Below are 20790 nucleotides of genomic sequence, written 5' to 3' on the forward strand. Positions count from 1 at the left end.
AGCGGAGCCGTGTCGGCTCCTTCAACCTTTGTCCGCCCTGACGTTCCGTGGCGACTCCCCTTCGGGAGCTCAAGCCGCGATCGCCAGGAAATCCGCGTCGCCGGCCAGGGCCTGCAGGTTCAGCTCCTGCCAGTCACGACCTTGTGTATCGGTGAACCGCCGGGAGAACCAGGCGGGAGACTGGGTCTGCGGACTCTCGTCCATCGCATCGAACATGGCCGGGTTGCGAAGCCCCAGCAGCCGATCGATCCACAGCACGGCATTGATGCCCAGCGCCGAATGAAGACTCACGAGCCGGGACTCCGAGGTCACCCGCTCCAGTGTGGACACCGCGCCCGGGGCCTGACCGCTAGCCGCCAGCCGCCCCAGATCCACGACGCCGTGAAGCCCGCCGCGCAGGCTGGCCACCCCGACATACCAGGGCTTGGTGTATGGCACCGGCTGCAGGTTGGCCCAGGAAAAGATTTCGCCGGACTGCACCAGGGGAATCAGGTACCGCTGCCCCCCCGCCTCCACCGCCAGCCACGACGCCGTGGCTGCCTCCGTTCGCGCCGCCGTCAGCCGCTCGGCAAGGCGCACCTGCAAATCCTTGAGTGATTGACGGTTGGCCATGCTTGGGGTTGTTCTTCAGACGGCACGCGACCCGGGTCAGCCCAGGGCGCGGATCTTGGTCAGCAATTCTTCGGCGTTGACCGGCTTGGTCACGTAGTCCCGTGCGCCCTGGCGCATGCCCCAGACGCGATCGGTTTCCTGATTCTTGCTGGTGCACATGATGATGGGGATGTCGGAATACTGGGGATCGCGAGCGATCGCCCGGGTCAACTGAAATCCATTCTGACCGGGCATCACCACGTCCATCAAAATCAGTTCCGGCTTTTCCTCGCTCAGCCGACGAAAGGCCTCTTCCGCATTCTCAGCGGTGCGGACTTTGTAGCCATTTTTTCCCAGCAGGTCCGAAAGAACCATCAGTTCGGTCTTCGAATCGTCCACAACGAGAATCTTCTGAATTGCCATCATGCAGCTCCGGTGAGGTGGGCGCCAAACTGCTGCACAGCCTGCAACAGCTGGTCCTTGGTGAAAGGCTTGGTGAGGTATTCCTGGGAACCGACCATGCGACCTCGCGCCTTGTCGAACACACCGTCCTTCGAGGACAGCATGACCACGGGAATGCTCGCAAAACGGGCATTGCGCTTGATGATGGCGCAGGTCTGGTAACCGTCCAGGCGCGGCATCAGGATGTCGCAGAACACCAGATCGGGCTGGTAATCGTTGATCTTGGCCAGGGCGTCGAAGCCGTCTTCGGCCAGCAGGACCTCATGGCCTCCCTGCTTGAGAAAAATCTCGGCGCTACGGCGGATGGTGTTGCTGTCGTCAACCACCAGAACCTTGAAAACAGGTGTCGTGCTCATGGCAAAGTCACTCCAGGCAGGTGGGGTTACACATCGGACGCGGGAGTCGGGATCACCTGACCAGGCCCCGGACTCCGTGCTGCATCAGATCTGGACCATTTCGAAATCTTCCTTGCGTGCACCGCACTCGGGGCAGGTCCAGTTCATGGGCACATCGGCCCAGGCGGTTCCGGGCGCAATGCCGTGCTCGGGCGACCCTTCGGCCTCGTCGTAGATCCAGCCGCAAATGAGGCACATCCAAGTCTTGGTTTCGGTCATGTCAGCGAGGGCATTGTCATAGAATCCGGCCATTGTATCGAGCCACGGAGGGCTGCCGGAGGGCTCAGGCTGCTGGTAATCCCCCGGATTCCGGCTGCAGCAAACACGCGACGGACCCTGCGCACTTCCATGCCCCAACTCCCCGACCCCTCCTCTCCCGCGGGCGCCACGCAACCCGGCGAAACCTCGCTGCCCTGCGTCATGGTCTTCAACGCCAACGACCCCAGCGGCGCCGGCGGCCTGTCAGCGGACCTGACGGCCATGTCCAGCGCGTCGGCCCATGTGCTGGCGGTGGTGACAGGCACCTATGTGCGCGACACCTCCGAGATCCACGACCACATCGCCTTCGACGAAGAAGCCGTCGCCGACCAGGCCCGCTGCGCGCTCGAAGACATGCCGGTGCAGGCCTTCAAGGTCGGCTTCGTGGGCAACCCCGAGAACCTCAGCACCATCGCCGGCATCACGACCGACTACTCCGAGGTCCCGGTCATCACCTACATGCCAGACCTGTCGTGGTGGGACGAGCTGGCGATCGAGACCTACCTGGACGCCTGCGTCGAACTGCTGCTGCCGCAGACCACCGTGCTGGTCGGCAACCACAGCACGCTGTGCCGCTGGCTGCTGCCCGAATGGGAGGGCGACCGTCCACCCAACCCGCGCGAGGTGGCCCGCGCCGCGGCCGTGCACGGCGTTCCCTACACATTGGTGACCGGCTTCAACGCGGCCGACCAGTACATCGAAAGCCACCTGGCCAGCCCCGAAGCGGTACTGGCCACGGCGCGCTACGAGCGCTTCGAGGCCACCTTCAGCGGCGCGGGCGACACCCTGTCGGCCGCACTGTGCGCGCTCATCGCCTCGGGCGCCGACCTGCAGTCGGCCAGCGCCGAAGCGCTCACCTACCTGGACCAGTGCCTGGACGCGGGCTTCCAGCCTGGCATGGGCCACGCCGTTCCCGACCGCCTGTTCTGGGCGCACGAAGACGACGAAGAAGAAGGCGATGAAGCCGCAAGCAATCAGGGAACCTCGCCGGACAGCCAGCTGGACGCCGACGACTTCCCGCTGGACACCACCAAACACTGAGCATTCCCATGAGCGACCGCAACCTCGACCTTTTTGAACGCGCCAAGCAGCTGATCCCCGGCGGCGTGAACTCGCCTGTGCGCGCCTTCCGCGCCGTCGGCGGCACGCCGCGTTTCGTGCAGCGTGCACAGGGCGCCTATTTCTGGGACGCCAATGGCCAGAAGTACATCGACTACATCGGCTCCTGGGGCCCGATGATCCTGGGCCACGGCCACCCCGCCGTGCTCGACGCGGTGCAGAAGGCCGCGCTGGAAGGTTTCTCGTTCGGCGCACCGACCGAGCGTGAGGTCGAGCTGGCCGAAGAGATCGTCAAGCTGGTGCCCAGCCTGGAGATGGTCCGGCTGGTCAGCTCGGGCACAGAGGCCGGCATGAGCACGATCCGGCTGGCGCGCGGCGCCACCGGCCGCAAGACCATCATCAAGTTCGAAGGCTGCTACCACGGCCACGCCGACGCGCTGCTGGTCAAGGCCGGCTCGGGCCTGGCGACCTTCGGCAACCCGACCAGCGCCGGTGTGCCGCCCGAGGTGGTGCAGCACACCCTGGTCCTCGAATACAACAACGTGGCGCAGATCGAGGCCGCGTTCGCCGAGCACGGCGCCGACATCGCCTGCGTGATCATCGAGCCGATCGCGGGCAACATGAACTTCGTGCGCGCCAGCGTACCGTTCGTGAAGCGCATCCGCGAGCTGTGCACGCAGCACGGTGCGCTGTTCGTGTTCGACGAGGTGATGACCGGCTTCCGTGTCGGCCTGGGCAGCGCGCAGGGCCACTACGCCTCGCTGATCCCCGGCTTCGAGCCCGACATGACGGTGATGGGCAAGGTCATCGGCGGCGGCATGCCGCTGGCGGCCTTCGGCGGCAAGCGCGCGGTGATGGAACACTTGGCGCCGCTGGGTGGCGTCTACCAGGCCGGCACGCTGTCGGGCAACCCGGTAGCCACGGCCTGCGGCCTGGCGACGCTGAAAGAAATCCAGAAGCCCGGCTTCTTCGAAGCCCTGTCGGCCAAGACCCGTTCGCTGGTGGATGGCCTGAAGGCCGCGGCCGATGCCGAAGGCGTGCCGTTCAGCGTGGACTGCCAGGGTGGCATGTTCGGCTTCTTCCTGATGCCCGAACTGCCGCAGAACTACGCGACCGTGATGAAGACCGAGGGCGCGAAGTTCAACACCCTGTTCCACGGCCTGCTGGACCGTGGTGTGTACATCGCGCCGGCGCTGTACGAGGCGGGCTTTGTGAGCGCGGCGCACACTGCGGAAGATATTGCGACCACCGTGGCGGCGGCGCGTGAGGTGTTCAAGCAGCTGGCTTGATCTTCACTTCTTCTGTTTGAACGGCCGGGGGTTCTCTCCGGCCGTTTTGTTTGGGTTCTCTGCGTTTCTCGCTCACAGACCTCGCGCAAGCCGGGTGGCGCGGGCTGGCGTTCTCCGGCTCACCTCGCGGGCGACGACCCGTGCCCGCCACGATGACTTCGTCAACACCGGGCAGGCATACGGGCTCTGTGGCAACCGCGAATGGAGCCTCCGCCCGCCAGCCCACGCCACCCAGCTTCAACCGGATTTGGGGTGCCCGCAACCAAAAGACAGAAACAAGAAACAAGGCCCATCTTTCTGCTCGCGCGCCCAAACGTCAGCAGGGCAGGAAGTCGGGGCAGTCCGGCCGGAGGCTCCATTCGCGGTTGCCACAGCGCCGGCGCGCCCGCACGGTGTTGATGAAGCAAAGGCGGAGAACCAGAAACATCCGCCCGCGAGGTGAGCCGGAGACCGGATGCACCGACCTCCTGCCCCACTCCCATGCAGGCACAAAAAAAAGGCCCCACACAGGAGCCCTTTTTTCCGAAGCAAGAAGCGATCAGTGACGGAAGTGGCGCACACCCGTGAACACCATCGCCACACCACGCTCGTTGGCCGCGTCGATCACCTCCTGATCGCGCATCGAACCGCCGGGTTGCGCCACGCAGGTCGCGCCCGCGTCGACCACCACGTCCAGACCGTCACGGAACGGGAAGAAGGCATCGCTCGCGACAACAGTCCCTTGCAACGACAGCTTCGCGGCCTCGGCCTTGATGCTGGCGATGCGGGCCGAGTCCAGGCGGCTCATCTGGCCGGCGCCCACGCCCATGGTCATGCCGTTCTTGCAGAACACGATGGCGTTGGACTTCACGTACTTCGCGACCTTCCAGGCGAACAGCAGGTCCTGCAGCTCTTCCGGCGTCGGCTGCTTGACCGTCACCACCTTCAGGTCGGCCAGCGCCAGCTCGTGGTTGTCGGCGGTCTGCAGCAGCAGGCCCGAACCGACGCGCTTGGCGTCCATGGCGTTGCGGCCCTGGTCCCAGGCGCTCGCGCCGCCAGCCGGCAGAGCGATCTTCATCAGGCGCACATTGACCTTGGGCTTGAAAATCTCCAGCGCCTCGGCGGTGAAGTCGGGCGCCATCAGCACCTCGACGAACTGCTTGACCACGGCCTCGGCCGCCGCCTTGTCCACCGTGCGGTTGAAGGCGATGATGCCGCCGAAGGCGCTGGTCGGGTCGGTCTGGAAGGCCTTGGCGTAGGCCTCGTGCGCGTCCTTGCCCACGGCCACGCCGCAGGGGTTGGCGTGCTTGACGATCACGCAGGCCGGCACCTCGAAGCTCTTGACGCATTCCCAGGCCGCGTCGGCATCGGCGATGTTGTTGTAGCTCAGCTCCTTGCCCTGCAGTTGCACGCCGGTGACCAGCGAGCCGGGGGCCGGGTACAGGTCGCGGTACAGCGCGGCCTGCTGGTGGCTGTTCTCGCCGTAGCGCAGGTCCTGCACCTTGATGAACTGGCCATTGGACTGGCCGGGGAACAGGTTGCGCGCGGGCACGTAGCTTTCGCTCAGTTTTTCTTCCTCGAACGTCACCGACGACAGGTAGTCGCTGATGGCGCCGTCGTACTGGGCGATGCGGTTGAACGCGGCCACCGACAGGCCAAAGCGCGTCTTGTCGGAGAGCTTGCCGTTGGCCTTGAGTTCTGCGATCACGCCGGCGTACTGCGCCGCGTCGGTCAGCACCGCCACGTCCTTCCAGTTCTTGGCCGCGCTGCGCACCATCGCCGGACCGCCGATGTCGATGTTCTCGATGGCGTCCGCCAGCGTGCAGCCGGCCTTGGCCACCGTGGCTTCAAACGGATAGAGGTTGACCACCAGGATGTCGATGGTCTCGATGCCGTGTGCGATCAGCGCGGCCATGTGCTCGGGCACATCGCGGCGCGCCAGCAGGCCACCGTGCACCTTGGGGTGCAGGGTCTTGACGCGGCCGTCGAGCATTTCGGGGAAGTGGGTGACTTCGGCCACCTCGGTCACCGGCAGGCCCTTTTCGGCCAGCAGCTTGGCGGTGCCGCCGGTGGAGATGAGTGCCACGCCAAGGCCTTGCAGGGCCTGGGCCAGCTCGACGATGCCGGTCTTGTCGGAAACGGAAAGGAGTGCGCGCATAGGGTGGGGTCAGCAGGTTTGAAAAAGAGGCGATCGCGTTCAGTCGATCAGTTTGTGTTCGAGCAGCTTCTTGCGCAGGGTGTTGCGGTTCAGGCCCAGCCACTGCGCGGCGCGCGACTGGTTGTTCTGCGATTGCTGCATCACGACCTCCAGCAGGGGTTTTTCGACCGCCTTGACCAGCATGTCGTGCAGGCCGGCCGGGTCGGTGCCATTGAGGTCGCGGAAATAATCTTCGATGCTGGCACGCACACAGTCGTGCAGTTTGTTGTTGCTCATGCCGCCAGTTTCCAGTCTTCTCGGGTGTTGTTGTTTTCGCTGTGCCCGGCCATGGCCCAGGCATCCAGGCTGTCGCGCACGCAGTCCAGCTGCGCCTGCGCGGAGGTGATCGCGTTGATGCGCTGGCGGAACTGCATCGCTTCGCCAGCGGCCAGGGGCAGCGCCTGCGCGTACCAGCCCAGGTGCTTGCGCGCGCTGCGCACGCCGGTGTACTCGCCGTACAGGCTGTAGTGATCTTCGAGGTGATCGAGCAGCCAGGCCTTGACCTCGATCAGATCGGGCGCAGGCAGCGCTTCGCCGGTGGTCAGGTAGTGGGCGATCTCGCGGAAGATCCAGGGCCGGCCCTGGGCCGCGCGGCCGATCATGAGGGCGTCGGCACCGGTCTGGCGCAGCACCTCGGCCGCCTTGTGCGGGCTGTCGATGTCGCCGTTGGCGACCACCGGAATCTTCACCGCACGCTTGATCGCGGCCACGGTGTCGTGCTCGGCAAAGCCCTTGTAGCCCTGCTCGCGCGTGCGGCCATGCACGGTCAGCATCTGCACACCCGCCGCTTCGGCGGCCCGGGCGATCACCGGCGCATTCTTCACGTCGGCGCACCAGCCGGTGCGCATCTTGAGCGTGACCGGCACGCCGTGCGGCGCAGAAGCCTCGACCACCGCCTCGACGATCTGCAGCGCCAGGGTTTCGTCCTGCATCAGGGCCGAGCCGGCCCATTTGTTGCAGACCTTCTTGGCCGGGCAGCCCATGTTGATGTCGATGATCTGCGCGCCGCGGTCGATGTTGTAGCGCGCGGCGTCGGCCATCATCTGCGCGTCGGTGCCGGCGATCTGCACCGCGATCGGGCCGGGTTCGCCGCTGTGGTCGGCGCGGCGCGAGGTCTTGAGGCTGTCCTGCAGGTCGGGCCGGCTGGTGACCATCTCGCTGACCGCGTAGCCCGCGCCCAGGCGCTTGCAGAGCTTGCGGAACGGCCGGTCCGTCACTCCCGCCATGGGTGCAACGAACAGGGCATTCGGCAGGGCGTACGGACCCAGTTGCATGGCGATGGGAGAATGGTCTGGAGGGCGGGTGTCGCGGCGGAGGCGGCGTCGCCCCGCGCGAAAGGGATGCGCATTGTATCTGCCTGTTTTTTCAGCAGGCGATATCCACACCCCGCTGTTGCAAGCCGATACCTGTGTCCGACGAATGCCCGACTGGCTGATTTCCATCCTGCACTGGCTGGCCATGCCCGAGGCCGGCCTGGGCACGCTGTTCGTGGTCTCGTTCGTCTCGGCCACCCTGCTGCCGGTCGGCTCCGAAGCCGCCCTGTTCGGTCTGCTCAAGCTCAACCCCGACCTGTTCTGGTCCGCGATCGCGGTGGCGACCGTGGGCAACACCGCCGGCGGCGCGCTCAACTGGTTCATCGGCGCCGGCGCCCACCGCGTCATCGATCAGGCGCGCCACAGGAAGACCGAGCTGCATGCGCTCGACTGGCTGCAACGCTTCGGCCCCAAGGCCTGCCTGCTGTCCTGGCTGCCGGTCATCGGTGACCCCCTGACCGCGGTGGCCGGCTGGCTGCGGTTTCCGTTCTGGCCCTGCGTGGCCTACATGGCGGTGGGCAAGCTGCTGCGCTACCTGGTGCTGACCGCCGTGCTGCTGCAGCTGTTCCCTGGGGGACTGCCGCTGTGACCCGGCGCGGCCCCTGACCGCCATACTGGGCGCCATGACCCCATCGAGCCCGCGCGGCGCTTCGTCCCCGTCGGCCCTCTGGGCGCTGATGACCGGCAACTTCGTGATCGGCACCGGCGTGATGGCGGTGCCCGGCACGCTCAATGACATCAGCCGCTCGCTGGACGTGTCGATTCCGCAGGCCGGCCTGCTGATCACCGCCGGCGCGCTGGTCATGGGGCTGGGCGCACCGCTGCTGGCCACCCTGGTCGCGGGCTGGGACCGCCGCCGCCTGCTCACGCTCACCCTGCTCTGGTACGCGCTGTTCCTCGGCCTGTCCGCGTTCGCGCCCGACTACGCCTGGCTGCTGCCGCTGCGCGTGCTGGCCGTGATCGCGCCGGCGGTGTTCACACCGCAGGCGGCCGCCTGCATCGGGTTGCTGGTGCCCGAGGCGCAGCGGGGACGCGCCATCGCCTTCGTGTTCCTGGGCTGGTCGGTGGCCTCGGTGCTGGGCATGCCGCTGTCGGCCTGGATCGGCGGCATGTTCGGCTGGCGCTGGGCCTTCGGCCTGGTCGCGGTGCTGGCGCTGGTGGTGGCGGCCTGGGTCTGGCGGGCCATGCCCGACCAGGTGCGGCCCGCCGCGCTCTCTCGCGAAGCCTGGGGCCAGACACTGGGAGACGCGCCGCTGACGCTGGCCCTGGGCGTGACCCTGCTGTCGGCCTTCGGGCAGTTCACGCTGTTTTCCTATTTCGCGCCCTACCTGCAACAGACCCACGGCGCCGATCCGGTGCTGCTGTCGGTGATCTTCTTCTGGTTCGGGGCCTTCGGCCTGATCGGCAACATCGCGCTCACGCGCTGGGTCGACCGGCTGGGCACGCCACGCGCGGTGCTGATCGCGTTGTCGCTGATGGCGCTCAGCCTGGCGCTCTGGCCGCTGGGCCGCGCGGGCCTGGTGCCGCAGGCGCTGGTGATGGTGCCCTGGGCGCTGGGCTGCTTCTCCTGCAATTCCGCGCAGCAGGCACGGCTGGTGCAGCTTTCACCGGTGCTGGCGCCCGCGTCGGTCGCGCTCAACACCTCGGCGATGTACGCGGGTCAGGGTCTGGGCGCGGCGCTGGGCGGCGCACTGATCGCGCAGGGCCACCTGCTGCAGCTGCACTGGGTCGGGCTGGCGCTGATGCTGCTGGCGATCGGTGTCAGCCAGCGGGCGGCCCAAGCTCAGAAACGCTCGTAAGCCAGCAGGTAGCGCCACTGCCCGGCCGGCAGCCCCGCCAGGGCGATGCGCCCCAGACGCAGGCGCCTCAAGGCGGTCAGTTGCACGCCCGCCCGCTCGCACAGGTGCGCAACCTGACCGGGCCGGTTGCCCTTGATCGCCAGCCGCAGGCGTTGCTCGCTCTGCCAGCTGGCACGCGCCGACGGCACGGCCCAGCCGTCGAAGAACAGCGGCTTGCCCAGCGACTTGAGCACCGCGTCGCGGCGGTCCTCGTCTTCGAGTGCCGGATCGGCCGCCACCTCGGCCAGCCATTCGTGCTCCAGCTGCGTCGCGTCTTCGGTCATCTTGCGCGCCACGCCCGGGTTCTGGGTGAACACCATCAGCCCGCTGGCGAGGTCGCCCAGCGGCGCGACAGCCAGCAGCTTGTGGCGATGCGCCTTCAGCGGGCGCACGCCGGAACGGTCTCCGGCAAAACGCAGCTCGGGCGTGAACCAGTGGGCGGCGAGATCGTCGGGAAGAAACGGCGCGTCGGGCAGCGCATGCCCGGCCGGCTTGTGCCAGATCAGCGTGACCGAGTCCAGCGATTCGAGCTTCGCCTTCGGGTCGAGGGTGACGACCTGCTCGTCGCGCACCCGCTCCATCGGCTCCTCGACCACCCGGCCGTCCACCCTCACCCAGCCACCGGCGATGTAACGCTCGGCGTCGCTGCGCGAGCAGGGCAGCTGGGCCGCCAGGCGTTTGGCCAGACGCTGGGGTTCGGGCCGGCCAGTGTCGGACATATGGGCGCTTACGAGGAGAACAGGAAGTTCATCACGTCGCCATCCTTGACGACGTATTCCTTGCCTTCGGCGCGCATCTTGCCGGCGTCCTTGGCACCCTGTTCACCCTTGAACTGGATGAAGTCGTCGAACGCAATCGTCTGGGCGCGGATGTAGCCCTTCTCGAAGTCGGTGTGGATCACGCCAGCCGCCTGCGGGCCCGTGTCACCGACGTGGATGGTCCAGGCGCGCACTTCCTTCACACCGGCGGTGAAGTAGGTCTGCAGGCCCAGCAGCTTGTAGGCGGCGCGGATCAGGCGGTTCAGGCCCGGCTCGTCCTGGCCCAGCTCCTTGAGGAATTCCAGCCGGTCGGCGTCGTCCATCTCGGAGAGTTCGGCCTCGATCTTGGCGCAGATGGCGACCACGGGCGCGTTCTGCTTCTCGGCGAAGGCCTTGAGGCGGTCGAGGAAGGGGTTGTTCTCGAAGCCGTCTTCCGACACGTTGGCCACGAACATCGCCGGCTTGGCGGTGATCAGGAAGAACTGCTTGAGCTGGGCCGCTTCTTCCTTGCTGAAGTCGATGGTGCGCACCGGCTGGCTGTCGTTCAGCGCGGTCTGGCACTTCTCCAGGATGGCCAGCTGCTTGATCGATTCCTTGTCGCCCGAGCGCGCGGTCTTGCTCACGCGGTGGATCGCTTTTTCCACCGACGACAGGTCGGCCAGGCAGAGCTCGGTCTGGATCACTTCGATGTCGGCGATCGGGTCGACCTTGTTGGCGACGTGGATCACGTTCGGGTCTTCGAAGCAGCGCACCACGTTGACGATGGCGTCGGTCTCGCGGATGTGGGCCAGGAACTTGTTGCCCAGGCCTTCACCGGTGCTGGCACCGGCCACCAGGCCGGCGATGTCCACGAACTCGACGATGGCCGGCACGACGCGCTCGGGCTGCACGATCTCGGACAGCTGGGCCAGCCGCGGATCGGGCACTTCCACCACGCCGGTGTTGGGCTCGATGGTGCAGAACGGGTAGTTTTCGGCGGCGATGCCGGCCTTGGTCAGGGCGTTGAAAAGGGTGGACTTGCCGACGTTGGGCAGGCCGACGATGCCGCATTGGAGACTCATGGAATACCTCGAAAAATCAACCCGAAAGTGTATGCGATGGCCCCGCTTGCGGTAGGCTGTGCGGTTCTGGCAGATCCCAGACGCGCTCGGAGACAACACAGATGGAAGTCCAGGCCACCGGCAATTCGCCCCTGTACCTGTTCGAAAAATTCGAGGTCGGTGTGATCCACCTCGACGCCGGGCGCAACGTCGTGGCGATGAACGATTTCGCCCGCAAGGTGCTGCCGGTGGGCGAAAAACAGCCCTTCGACAAGCTCGTCACCTCGTTCCACCCCGAGCGCTCCAAGCCCAAGGTCAACTTCCTGCTGGACCAGGCCTCGGGCTGCCCCGTGGCCAGCTCCACGCCCATGACCATGATCATCAACATCCCCGAACAGGTGCTGCTGATCAAGGTGACCCGGCTGGGCGACCACCTGGGCGCGACCACCGGCTTCGTGCTGGTGTTCTACGACGTGACCCAGGTCGTGAGCCAGGAAACCCCGGCGACCGCCGATCTGCCCGCGCCGGCGAACCTGCGCCTGAACCGCATCCCCATGGTGGCCAACCACAAGGTCGCCTTCGTCGACACACGGGACGTGCTCAGCCTGGAATCGCAGGCGCACTACACCCGCATCCTCACGCGCGACGGCTTCCATTTCTGCAACCTCAGCATCGGCGACCTGCAGGCCCGGCTGGACCCGGCGCAGTTCATGCGCGTGCACCGCTGTTTCATCGTCAACCTGCACGCGGTGGCCGAACTCGGGCGCGAGGGCAGCAAGACGCAGATCGTGCTCAAGGGCAAGCACCGCGAGCCGATCCCGGTGGCGCGTGGCGAGGTGGCGCGGCTGCGCGAAGCGCTGGGATTGCTGGCCAAACACTGATTTTTCGGCCGTTTCGCGGCCTAGGACATACCCGTATTGCCACGCTGCGCGCGCCTGATCTGAGCGTTTCGTGCAGCCGCAGGTGCAGTTCGTGCGAAAAACCGGTCGTTTGATGAACGCCCGGGTTCAAGACCCGACGGTGGTGTCGGAAACGGGGTCTCCCCCAGACTGGGTCGGCGTTGACAGAGGTCAATCGCCCCACCCGGAAGACAGGAGACAACACGATGATCCCACCGCGTTTCGAGTACCACGCGCCCAAGTCCGTCGGCGAGGCCGTGGCCCTGCTGGGCCAGCTCGGGTCCGAGGCCAAGCTGCTGGCCGGCGGCCACAGCCTGCTGCCCATGATGAAGCTGCGGTTTGCGCAGCCGGCCCACCTGATCGACATCAACCGCATCCCCGAGCTGCGCGGCATCCGCGAAACCGGCGGCACGGTGGTGATCGGCGCCATGACCTCCGAGAACGAGCTGATCGCCTCGCCCATCGTGCAGGCCAAGCTGCCGCTGCTGGCCGAGGCGGCGAAGCTGATCGCCGACCCGCAGGTGCGCAACCGCGGCACCATCGGCGGCGACATCGCCCACGGCGACCCGGGCAACGACCACCCGGCCCTGTCGCTGGCGATCGAGGCGTCTTTCGTGCTCGAAGGCCCCAACGGCCGCCGCACCGTGGCGGCCGACGGTTTCTTCCTCGGCACCTACATGACGCTGCTGGAAGAGAACGAGGTGATGTGCGAAATCCACGCGCCCGCGTTTGCGCAGGGCACCGGTTGGGCCTACGAAAAACTCAAGCGCAAGACCGGTGACTGGGCCACGGCCGGCTGCGCGGTCGTCATGCGCAAGACCGGCAACGCCGTCAGCCACGTGCGCATCGCGCTGACCAACGTCGCACCCACCGCGCTGCGCGCCGAAGCGGCCGAGGCCGCCCTGCTGGGCCAGGCCTTCACGCCCGCCGCCGTGCAGGCCGCCGCCGACGCCGCCATCGCCATCTGCGACCCCGCGGAAGACCTGCGCGGCGACATTGAATACAAGACCGCCATGGCCGGCGAAATGGTCAAGCGCGCCCTGGCCAAGGCCTGGGCCCGTTGCGCCTGAACACAAGGAGACACCCCATGGCCAAGAAACTCATCACCGTCAGCGTCAACGGCAAGAACGAAGAGAAAGCGGTCGAGCCGCGCACCCTGCTGATCCACTTCCTGCGCGAAGAACTCAACCTCACCGGCGCCCACATCGGCTGCGAGACCAGCCACTGCGGCGCCTGCACGGTCGACATCGACGGCCAGTCCGTCAAGAGCTGCACCCACCTCGCGGTGCAGTGCGACGGCTCCGAGGTGCTCACTGTCGAAGGTCTGGCCAACAAGGGCGTGCTGCACGCGGTGCAGGAAGGCTTCTACAAGGAGCACGGCCTCCAGTGCGGCTTCTGCACCCCCGGCATGCTGATGCGCGCCTACCGCTTCCTGCAGGACAACCCGAACCCGACCGAAGCCGAAATCCGCATGGGCATGAGCGGCAACCTCTGCCGCTGCACCGGCTACCAGAACATCGTCAAGGCGGTGCAGTACGCCGCCAAGAAGTTGCAAGAACCGGCCACGGCCTGAACCCCTTCACGGAGAACCCCACATGAACGCACCGGTACAAACCGCCGAAGCCCGTGAAATCGCCCTGGCCGGCATGGGCGTCTCGCGCCTGCGCAAGGAAGACGCCCGATTCATCCAGGGCAAGGGCAACTACGTCGACGACATCAAGATGCCCGGCATGCTGCACATGGACATCGTGCGCAGCCCGCTGGCCCACGCCCGCATCAAGAAAATCAACAAGGAAGCCGCGCTCGCCATACCCGGCGTGCACGCGGTGCTGACGGCCGACGACCTCAAGCCACTCAAGCTGCACTGGATGCCCACACTGGCCGGCGATGTGGCCGCGGTGCTGGCCGACGAAAAGGTGCACTTCCAGATGCAGGAAGTGGCCATCGTCATCGCCGACGACCGCTACATCGCCGCCGATGCGGTGGAAGCCGTCGAGGTGGAATACGAAGAGCTGCCGGTGGTGATCGACCCCTACGCCGCGCTGCAGCCCGACGCACCGGTGATCCGCGAGGACCTGGCCGGCAAGACCAGCGGCGCCCACGGCCCGCGCGAGCACCACAACCACATCTTCACCTGGGACGCGGGCGACAAGGCCGCGGCCGACGCGGCGTTCGCCAGCGCGCCGGTCAAGGTCAGCCAGCACATGTACTACCCGCGCGTGCACCCCTGCCCGCTGGAGACCTGCGGCTGCGTGGCCAGCTTCGACCCGGTGCGCGGCGACCTGACCACCTACATCACCAGCCAGGCGCCGCACGTGGTGCGCACCGTGGTGTCGCTGCTCTCGGGCATCCCCGAGTCCAAGGTCCGCATCGTCAGCCCCGACATCGGCGGCGGCTTCGGCAACAAGGTCGGCGTCTACCCCGGCTACGTCTGCGCCATCGTCGCCTCCATCGTGCTGGGCCGCCCGGTCAAGTGGGTCGAGGACCGGGTGGAAAACATCTCCACCACCGCCTTTGCACGGGACTACCACATGGACGGCGAACTCGCCGCCACGCCGGACGGCAAGATCACCGCGCTGCGCGTGAACGTGGTGGCCGACCACGGCGCCTTCGACGCCTGCGCCGACCCGACCAAGTTCCCGGCCGGCATGTTCCACATCGTCTCGGGCAGCTACGACATCCCGGCCGCGCACTGCTCGGTCAAGGGGGTGTACACCAACAAGGCGCCCGGCGGCGTGGCCTACCGCTGCAGCTTCCGCGTGACCGAAGCCGTGTACCTGGTCGAGCGCATGGTCGACGTGCTGGCGCAGAAACTGGGCATGGACAAGGCCGAGATCCGCGCCAAGAACTTCATCCGCAAGGAGCAGTTCCCCTACACCAGCGCCTTCGGCTTCGAATACGACAGCGGCGACTACCACACGGCCCTCAAGAAGGTGCTGGACGCGGTCGACTACCCCGCGCTGCGCGCCGAGCAGGCCGCGAAGCGCGCCGACCCGAACAGCCCGACGCTGATGGGCATCGGCCTCGTCACCTTCACCGAGGTGGTGGGTGCCGGCCCCAGCAAGATGTGCGACATCCTGGGCGTGGGCATGTTCGACAGCTGCGAGATCCGCATCCACCCCACCGGCTCGGCCATCGCCCGCATGGGCACCATCACGCAGGGCCAGGGCCACCAGACCACCTATGCGCAGATCATCGCCACCGAGCTGGGCATACCGTCGGAGGTGATCCAGGTCGAAGAAGGCGACACGTCCACCGCGCCGTATGGCCTGGGCACCTACGGATCGCGCTCCACGCCGGTGGCGGGCGCCGCCATCGCGTTGGCCGCGCGCAAGATCCACGCGAAGGCGCGCAAGATCGCGGCCCACATGCTCGAAGTCAACGAGAACGACCTCGACTGGGAAGTGGACCGCTTCAAGGTCAAGGGCGACGACAGCAAGTTCAAGACCATGGCCGACGTGGCCTGGCAGGCCTACCACCAGCCGCCCGCCGGGCTGGAGCCGGGCCTGGAAGCCGTCCACTACTACGACCCGCCGAACTTCACCTTCCCGTTCGGGATCTACCTCTGCGTGGTCGACATCGACCGCGCCACCGGCGAGACCAAGGTCCGCCGCTTCTACGCCCTGGACGACTGCGGCACCCGCATCAACCCGATGATCATCGAGGGCCAGATCCACGGTGGCCTGACCGAAGGTTTCGCGGTGGCCATGGGCCAGCAGATGCCGTTCGACGCGCAGGGCAACCTGCTGGGCAACACGCTGATGGACTACTTCCTGCCCACCGCCGTGGAAACACCGCACTGGGAGACCGACCACACCGTCACGCCCAGCCCGCACCACCCCATTGGCGCCAAGGGCGTGGCCGAGTCGCCGCACGTGGGGAGCATTCCCACCTTCACCTCGGCGGTGGTCGATGCGTTCTCGCACATCGGTGTGACGCACATGGACATGCCGCACACGGCGTTCCGCGTCTGGAAAGAACTCAAGGCCCGCGGGCTGAACTTGTGAAACACCCCCGCCGCGCTGCGCGCGACCCCCTCAAGGGGGCGGCACTGGCCGTCCGGCAAAGCCGGCCCGGCGGTGCCCTGGGCTGGCGCCCTCTCGTGCGTCGCCCAGCGCGCTCCGGTGCGAAGGCGTCCTGATCACTGCCACCAAGAAAGAACACGACATGGAAGTCAAACTCGACAAACGCTACCCGCTCGACGTGGACCCGGCCCGCGCCTGGGCCATCCTCGGCGACCTCCACGCCGTGGCTGGCTGCATGCCCGGCGCCGAGCTGACCGAACAGCTCTCCGACACGTCCTACAAGGGCGGGGTCAAGGTCAAGGTCGGCCCGGCCGTGGCCCAGTTCGGCGGCCAGGTCGACGTGCTGGAGAAGGACGAAGCCGGTCGCAAGATGGTGCTGCGCAGCAAGGGCGCGGACAAGGGCGGTTCGTCCGCGACCATGGACCTGGCCGCGACCATCGAGGCCGACCCTGCCAACCCGGCCCACAGCGTGCTGCACGGCGACGCGGCCGTGATCGTCAACGGCAAGTTCGCGCAATTCGGCGGCCGCATGATGGTGCAGGTGTCCGACATGATCCTGGTGCAGTTCGTGGAGAACTTCCGCCAGGCCGCGCTGGCGCTGCCAGCGCCGGCCGCGACCACCACGACCGCATCCACCGACGCGTCCGCGCCCACGGCATTGGTCGCGACAGAAACACCCGCGCCGGCGGCTGCACGCGTGGCACCACCCGTGGCGCAGGAGATCAACGGTCTGGCCATCGTCTGGGCGCTGATCAAGAGCTGGTGGCTGGGCCTGTTCGGCAAAAAAGCCTGAGCATGGACACCGCCGCCGCCACCGACCGCCAGCTGCGCGAATCGCTGCAGCAGGTGGGTTACCTCGCCGACGCCGACCTGGCGACCACGGTGTGGCTGGCCGGTGAATTGCAGCGGCCGCTGCTGCTGGAAGGCGATGCGGGGGTGGGCAAGACGGCGCTGGCCACCGCGCTGGCACAGGCGCAAGGCGCGGTGCTGGTGCGGCTGCAGTGTTTCGAGGGCCTGGACCTGGCGCAGGCGGCCTACGAATGGAACTACGGCCGGCAGCTGATGGCGATCCGGCTGCACGACGGCCAGCCCGGCACGGTCAAGGAGTCCGACGTCTTCAGCCGAGAGTTTCTGCTGGAGCGTCCGCTGCTCAAGGCGATCAGCCAGGACGGCCCCTGCGTGCTGCTGATCGACGAGATCGACCGCGCCGACGAGGCCTTCGAGGCCTTCCTGCTCGAAGTGCTGGCCGACTACCAGATCACCGTGCCCGAGATCGGCACCCTGCGCGCGCGCCACATCCCGCGCGTCATCCTCACCAGCAACGGCACGCGCGAGCTGTCCGACGCGCTGCGCCGCCGCTGCCTGTACCACCACCTGGACTACCCCACGCTGGCGCGCGAGATCGCCATCGTCAAGACCGCCCTGCCCGAGGCCGACACACGGCTGGTGGAAGAGGCGGTCCAGTTCGTGCAGCGCCTGCGCCACGAAGACCTGAGCAAGATTCCCGGCATCGCCGAGACGTTGGACTGGGTCAACGCGCTGCACCGCATGCACCACCACACCCTGCCCGAGGACATGGCGGTGCTGCTGACCACGCTGGGCTGCCTGCTCAAGACGCGCGAAGACCGCTTCGTGCTCGGCGCCGAGCGCGCGCGCCAGCTCATCGAAGGCCGGCGCACCGTGGGCGTGGCCGAAAAAGCCCCGGCCAACGCGGCCGCCTCATGAACCACACGCCCGCGCTCGCCCCCAGCGAATCCCTCGCGGGTTTCGCAGCCCTGCTGCGCGACCACGGGCTGGCGGTGGGCGTGGCCGAGCAGCGGGCCATGTTGCAGGCCGCGCTGGCGCTGGGGGCGCTCAACGGTGCCCGACTGAACGCCGCCTGGCGCGCCATCGCCTGCCACAGCGCGCGCGAATGGCGGCTCTGGCCCGATCTGTTCGACCGCTACTGGCATCCCGAGCGACTGCGCGGCACGGTGCGCGTGAGCGGGCAGACCCGACCGTCGCGCGACCTGCGCCAGTCGGTGCAGCAGATGCGTGAGCAGATGGACGCGGCGCAGCAGCCCCCCACGCCTGCCAAGTCGGCCCCGCAGAGCGCGGCAGACGCACCCCAAGCGGGCGCGGGCGACAGCGAGGCCGGCAGCCCGCGCGCCATGGGCGGCGCCAGCCGCAGCGCGCCGCAGCTGGAAGCCCTGCACCAGCGCGACGGCCAGATGTGGCTGCCGCAGGAGCTGGGCACGTTGCAGCGGCTGGCGCGCCAGATCACCGCGCAACTGCGCCCGCTGCCCACGCGGCGCTGGCGCAACGCCCACCCGGGCCGGCGGCTGGACCTGCGCCAGACCCTGCGCCGCAGCGTGGCCTGGGGCGGCGAGCCGCTGGCACCGGCCTGGCAGGTCAAGCGCGTGGAGCCGCCGCGCCTCTTCATATTGGCCGACGTGAGCCGCTCGATGGAGGCGCACGCTGCGCTGTTCCTGCGCGTGGCGCGGGCCTTCGCCATCGAGGCGCAGGCCCGCGTGTTCGTGTTCCACACCCGCCTGGCCGAGGTGACGCCGCTGATGCAGCGCGACTCGGCCACGGTGCAGGAAAAGATCAATGCGGTCACCGCCGGTTTCGGCGCCGGCACCCGCATCGCCGCCAGCCTGCAGGACTTCGCACGCACGCACGCACGCGCCCAGCTGCGGCGCGGCGCGCGCGTGTGGGTGATGTCCGACGGCTTCGACACCGATCCGCCCGAACAGCTGGCCGAGGCGCTGCAGGCGTTGCGCGGCCACGGCGCGCGCATCACCTGGTTCCACCCCACGCGCGGCGTGCCCGCGGCCGCCGCGGTGCGCAATGCCCGCGAACACATTGACCGCTTCGTCCCGCTGGCCAGCCTCGCCGACCTGGCGGCGGCGCGGCCGGTGCTGCACTAGATAGATACACACAGGAGACACGCCATGAACCGCAATGACTGGATCGCCGACGCCGCCCGGCTGCAGGCCGAAGACCGGCCCTTCGCGCTGGTCACCGTGCTGCGCGCGCAGGCGCCCACCTCGGCCAAGGCCGGCGACAAGGCCCTGGTCACGGCCGACGGCCAGATCCACGGCTGGATCGGCGGCGGCTGCGCGCAACCGGCGGTGGTCAAGACCGTGCGCCAGGCCCTGGCCAGCGGACAGCCGCAGAGCATCCGCATCGCGCCCACCGACGAGACCGCCGAGCGCACGCTGGGCGACGTGCTGGAGTTCGGCATGGCCTGCCACTCGGGCGGCACGCTGGAGCTGTTCATCGACCCGGTGCTGCCCGCGCCGCAGCTGGTGGTGTTCGGCGACTCGCCGGTGGCGCGCGCGCTGACCGGGCTGGCCCCGCGCATCGGCCTGCAGACGGTGCTGGTGGCCGAGGGCGCGATGACCGGCGACTTCCCCGACGCGGCGCGTGTGATCGGCAGCGACCGCAGCGAGGCGGTGGCGCAGGCCCTGCCGGCCGGTGGCCTGGTGGTCGTCGCCACGCAGGGCCGGCGCGATCTGCCCGCGCTGCGCGCGGCGCTGGCGCTGCAGCCGCAGACCCTGTGGTTCGTGGCCAGCGAGCGCAAGGCGGGCGTGCTGCGCGAGAGCCTGATCGGCGCGGGCGAAGACCCGGCGCGGGTGGCGGCCATCGTGGCGCCGGCGGGGGAGCCGATCGGCGCGCAGACGCCGGAAGAGATCGCGCTGGCGGTGCTGGCGACCGTGGTCGCGGCGCGGCGTGGCCGGCCGGTGCGGACGGCCGCGACCTCGACCACCACCACCGCAGCAACCGCCAAGCCGGCGCCGAAGTTCAAGCTCGATCTGCCGCCGATGGAGATGGGCAGTTGCTGCGGCGGTGGTGCGGCCCAGGCCGCCGACGCAGAATCCGTCAGCGAAGCGGCCCCGCCGGTGGTGGCCGCCAAGTCCTGCTGCGGAGGAAACTGAGTCATGCGACCCCCACGTTCATTTCATTCACTGCCCCCCGAGGGGGCCTCATCGCCCTTGGGGCGGCCCGGCGGGCGCTGACATGGGTTGCATTCTCAAAGGCGGTGGCGGTCTGTACAGCCGCGTGGTGGTGGGCGCGGTGCTGCTTGCGGCGGGTTCGGGCTCGCGCATGGGCAACAAGCCCAAGTGCCTGCTGGAGCTGGGCGGCGTGCCGCTGATCCGGCGCCAGTTGATTGCCCTCTCGGGCGCGGGTGTGGACGAGCTGGTGGTGGTGCTGGGCCATTACGCCGACCGCATCGAACCGGTTGTGCGCGACTTCCCGGTCACGCTGGTGCGCAACCTGGACCCCGACGCGGGCCAGGTCTCGTCGCTGCGGCTGGGACTGCAGGCGCTGGCCGGCAAGATCGACACCGTGCTCGTGGCCCTGGCCGACCAGCCGCTGATCAACTCGCAGGACATCAACGACCTGATCGGCGCCTACAAGAAGCGGCCCGCGGGCACCGAGGTGGTCCAGCCCACGGTGGATGGCCTGCCAGGCAACCCGGTGATGTTCAGCCAGAGCGTGCGCGAGCAGATCCTGGCCGGCGAGGCGCGCGTGGGCTGCAAGCAGTGGCAGGCGGCGAACCCGCAGGCCGTGCACCCCTGGGCCAGCAGCAACCAGCGCTACCGCACGGACGTCGACAGCCTGGAGGACATCGAAGCGCTGGCGTCCCGCACCGGCCACCGGCTCCTGTGGCCAAGCTGATGGAACACCCCCGCCGCGCTGC

The 20790-nt window shown here is 68.0% G+C and carries 22 protein-coding genes; 13 read left to right on the forward strand and 9 right to left on the reverse strand.

The window, feature by feature from the left end:
* Positions 1-69: 69 nt before the first annotated feature.
* From ACS5NL_RS05595 to ACS5NL_RS05610, 4 genes are all read right to left on the reverse strand, one after another.
* Positions 70-612 (reverse strand): chemotaxis protein CheW, encoded by a 543-nt coding sequence (locus tag ACS5NL_RS05595; protein ID WP_439352661.1) that lies wholly within the window; start codon positions 610-612, stop codon positions 70-72.
* A 36-nt stretch (positions 613-648) separates the two neighbouring features.
* Positions 649-1014, reverse strand: coding sequence for a response regulator (locus tag ACS5NL_RS05600; protein ID WP_439352662.1), 366 nt, complete (start codon positions 1012-1014; stop codon positions 649-651).
* Positions 1014-1409, reverse strand: coding sequence for a response regulator (locus tag ACS5NL_RS05605; RefSeq protein ID WP_439352663.1), 396 nt, complete (start codon positions 1407-1409; stop codon positions 1014-1016). The genes ACS5NL_RS05600 and ACS5NL_RS05605 overlap by 1 nt, the downstream gene beginning before the upstream one ends.
* A gap of 84 nt (positions 1410-1493) precedes the next feature.
* Positions 1494-1667: a rubredoxin gene (locus ACS5NL_RS05610; protein ID WP_439352664.1), complete on the reverse strand. Its 174-nt coding sequence runs from the start codon at positions 1665-1667 to the stop codon at positions 1494-1496.
* A gap of 129 nt (positions 1668-1796) precedes the next feature.
* Here ACS5NL_RS05610 and thiD point away from each other — a divergent pair, with 129 nt between their 5' ends.
* Both thiD and hemL read left to right on the forward strand, forming a co-directional pair.
* Positions 1797-2747, forward strand: coding sequence for a bifunctional hydroxymethylpyrimidine kinase/phosphomethylpyrimidine kinase (gene thiD / locus ACS5NL_RS05615; RefSeq protein WP_439352665.1), 951 nt, complete (start codon positions 1797-1799; stop codon positions 2745-2747).
* Positions 2748-2755: 8 nt separating this feature from the next.
* Entirely contained in the window at positions 2756-4054 is a 1299-nt protein-coding gene (gene hemL, locus ACS5NL_RS05620) for a glutamate-1-semialdehyde 2,1-aminomutase (RefSeq protein WP_439352666.1), read from the forward strand.
* Positions 4055-4592: 538 nt separating this feature from the next.
* On the opposite strand, the gene purH is transcribed toward hemL, so the two are convergent.
* From purH to dusB, 3 genes are read right to left on the reverse strand one after another with little or no spacing between them, the layout of a single operon-like run.
* The gene (purH, locus tag ACS5NL_RS05625; protein ID WP_439352667.1) at positions 4593-6191 is read right to left on the reverse strand and encodes a bifunctional phosphoribosylaminoimidazolecarboxamide formyltransferase/IMP cyclohydrolase; all 1599 of its coding nucleotides are present in this window, start codon (positions 6189-6191) and stop codon (positions 4593-4595) included.
* A gap of 39 nt (positions 6192-6230) precedes the next feature.
* Positions 6231-6467 (reverse strand): helix-turn-helix domain-containing protein, encoded by a 237-nt coding sequence (locus tag ACS5NL_RS05630; RefSeq protein ID WP_411365147.1) that lies wholly within the window; start codon positions 6465-6467, stop codon positions 6231-6233.
* Complete coding sequence (gene dusB / locus ACS5NL_RS05635; RefSeq protein ID WP_439352668.1) at positions 6464-7504, reverse strand: tRNA dihydrouridine synthase DusB; 1041 nt, start codon at positions 7502-7504, stop codon at positions 6464-6466. The genes ACS5NL_RS05630 and dusB overlap by 4 nt, the downstream gene beginning before the upstream one ends.
* Positions 7505-7649: 145 nt before the next feature.
* Here dusB and ACS5NL_RS05640 point away from each other — a divergent pair, with 145 nt between their 5' ends.
* Both ACS5NL_RS05640 and ACS5NL_RS05645 read left to right on the forward strand, forming a co-directional pair.
* On the forward strand, positions 7650-8132 hold the full coding sequence (locus ACS5NL_RS05640; RefSeq protein WP_439352669.1) for a YqaA family protein: 483 nt from the start codon (positions 7650-7652) through the stop codon (positions 8130-8132).
* A 34-nt stretch (positions 8133-8166) separates the two neighbouring features.
* Entirely contained in the window at positions 8167-9342 is a 1176-nt protein-coding gene (locus ACS5NL_RS05645) for an MFS transporter (protein ID WP_439352670.1), read from the forward strand.
* Here the strand turns inward: ACS5NL_RS05645 and ACS5NL_RS05650 are convergent.
* Positions 9327-10100 (reverse strand): RNA pseudouridine synthase, encoded by a 774-nt coding sequence (locus ACS5NL_RS05650; RefSeq protein ID WP_439352671.1) that lies wholly within the window; start codon positions 10098-10100, stop codon positions 9327-9329. The two genes, ACS5NL_RS05645 and ACS5NL_RS05650, sit on opposite strands and share 16 nt — an antisense overlap.
* An 8-nt stretch (positions 10101-10108) precedes the next feature.
* On the reverse strand, positions 10109-11200 hold the full coding sequence (gene ychF / locus ACS5NL_RS05655) for a redox-regulated ATPase YchF (protein ID WP_439352672.1): 1092 nt from the start codon (positions 11198-11200) through the stop codon (positions 10109-10111).
* Positions 11201-11301: 101 nt separating this feature from the next.
* On the opposite strand from ychF, the gene ACS5NL_RS05660 reads away from it, so the two are divergent.
* The 9 genes from ACS5NL_RS05660 to ACS5NL_RS05700 all read left to right on the forward strand — a co-directional run bounded on the left by ACS5NL_RS05660 (position 11302) and on the right by ACS5NL_RS05700 (position 20768).
* The gene (locus tag ACS5NL_RS05660; protein WP_439352673.1) at positions 11302-12060 is read left to right on the forward strand and encodes a LytTR family DNA-binding domain-containing protein; all 759 of its coding nucleotides are present in this window, start codon (positions 11302-11304) and stop codon (positions 12058-12060) included.
* Between the two features lie 224 nt (positions 12061-12284).
* Positions 12285-13148 carry an FAD binding domain-containing protein gene (locus tag ACS5NL_RS05665; protein ID WP_439352674.1) on the forward strand — a complete coding sequence of 288 codons (864 nt, stop codon included), beginning with the start codon at positions 12285-12287 and terminating at the stop codon, positions 13146-13148.
* A 17-nt stretch (positions 13149-13165) separates the two neighbouring features.
* A complete protein-coding gene (locus ACS5NL_RS05670) occupies positions 13166-13651 on the forward strand; it encodes a (2Fe-2S)-binding protein (protein ID WP_439352675.1) in 486 nt (161 codons plus the stop codon).
* Positions 13652-13673: 22 nt separating this feature from the next.
* Positions 13674-16085, forward strand: a complete 2412-nt coding sequence (locus ACS5NL_RS05675) for an aerobic carbon-monoxide dehydrogenase large subunit (protein WP_439352676.1) — start codon at positions 13674-13676, stop codon at positions 16083-16085.
* 160 nt (positions 16086-16245) lie between these two features.
* Positions 16246-16896, forward strand: a complete 651-nt coding sequence (locus ACS5NL_RS05680; RefSeq protein WP_439352677.1) for an SRPBCC family protein — start codon at positions 16246-16248, stop codon at positions 16894-16896.
* A 2-nt stretch (positions 16897-16898) separates the two neighbouring features.
* Positions 16899-17828 carry an AAA family ATPase gene (locus ACS5NL_RS05685; protein ID WP_439352678.1) on the forward strand — a complete coding sequence of 310 codons (930 nt, stop codon included), beginning with the start codon at positions 16899-16901 and terminating at the stop codon, positions 17826-17828.
* A complete protein-coding gene (locus ACS5NL_RS05690) occupies positions 17825-19012 on the forward strand; it encodes a VWA domain-containing protein (RefSeq protein ID WP_439352679.1) in 1188 nt (395 codons plus the stop codon). The genes ACS5NL_RS05685 and ACS5NL_RS05690 overlap by 4 nt, the downstream gene beginning before the upstream one ends.
* Before the next feature lie 24 nt (positions 19013-19036).
* Complete coding sequence (locus tag ACS5NL_RS05695; protein ID WP_439352680.1) at positions 19037-20023, forward strand: XdhC family protein; 987 nt, start codon at positions 19037-19039, stop codon at positions 20021-20023.
* Positions 20024-20105: 82 nt separating this feature from the next.
* Positions 20106-20768, forward strand: coding sequence for a nucleotidyltransferase family protein (locus ACS5NL_RS05700; RefSeq protein ID WP_439352681.1), 663 nt, complete (start codon positions 20106-20108; stop codon positions 20766-20768).
* The last annotated feature ends 22 nt before the right edge of the window (positions 20769-20790 follow it).

It is taken from the genome of Hydrogenophaga sedimenti, assembly GCF_051857515.1.
GTDB lineage: Bacteria > Pseudomonadota > Gammaproteobacteria > Burkholderiales > Burkholderiaceae_C > Hydrogenophaga.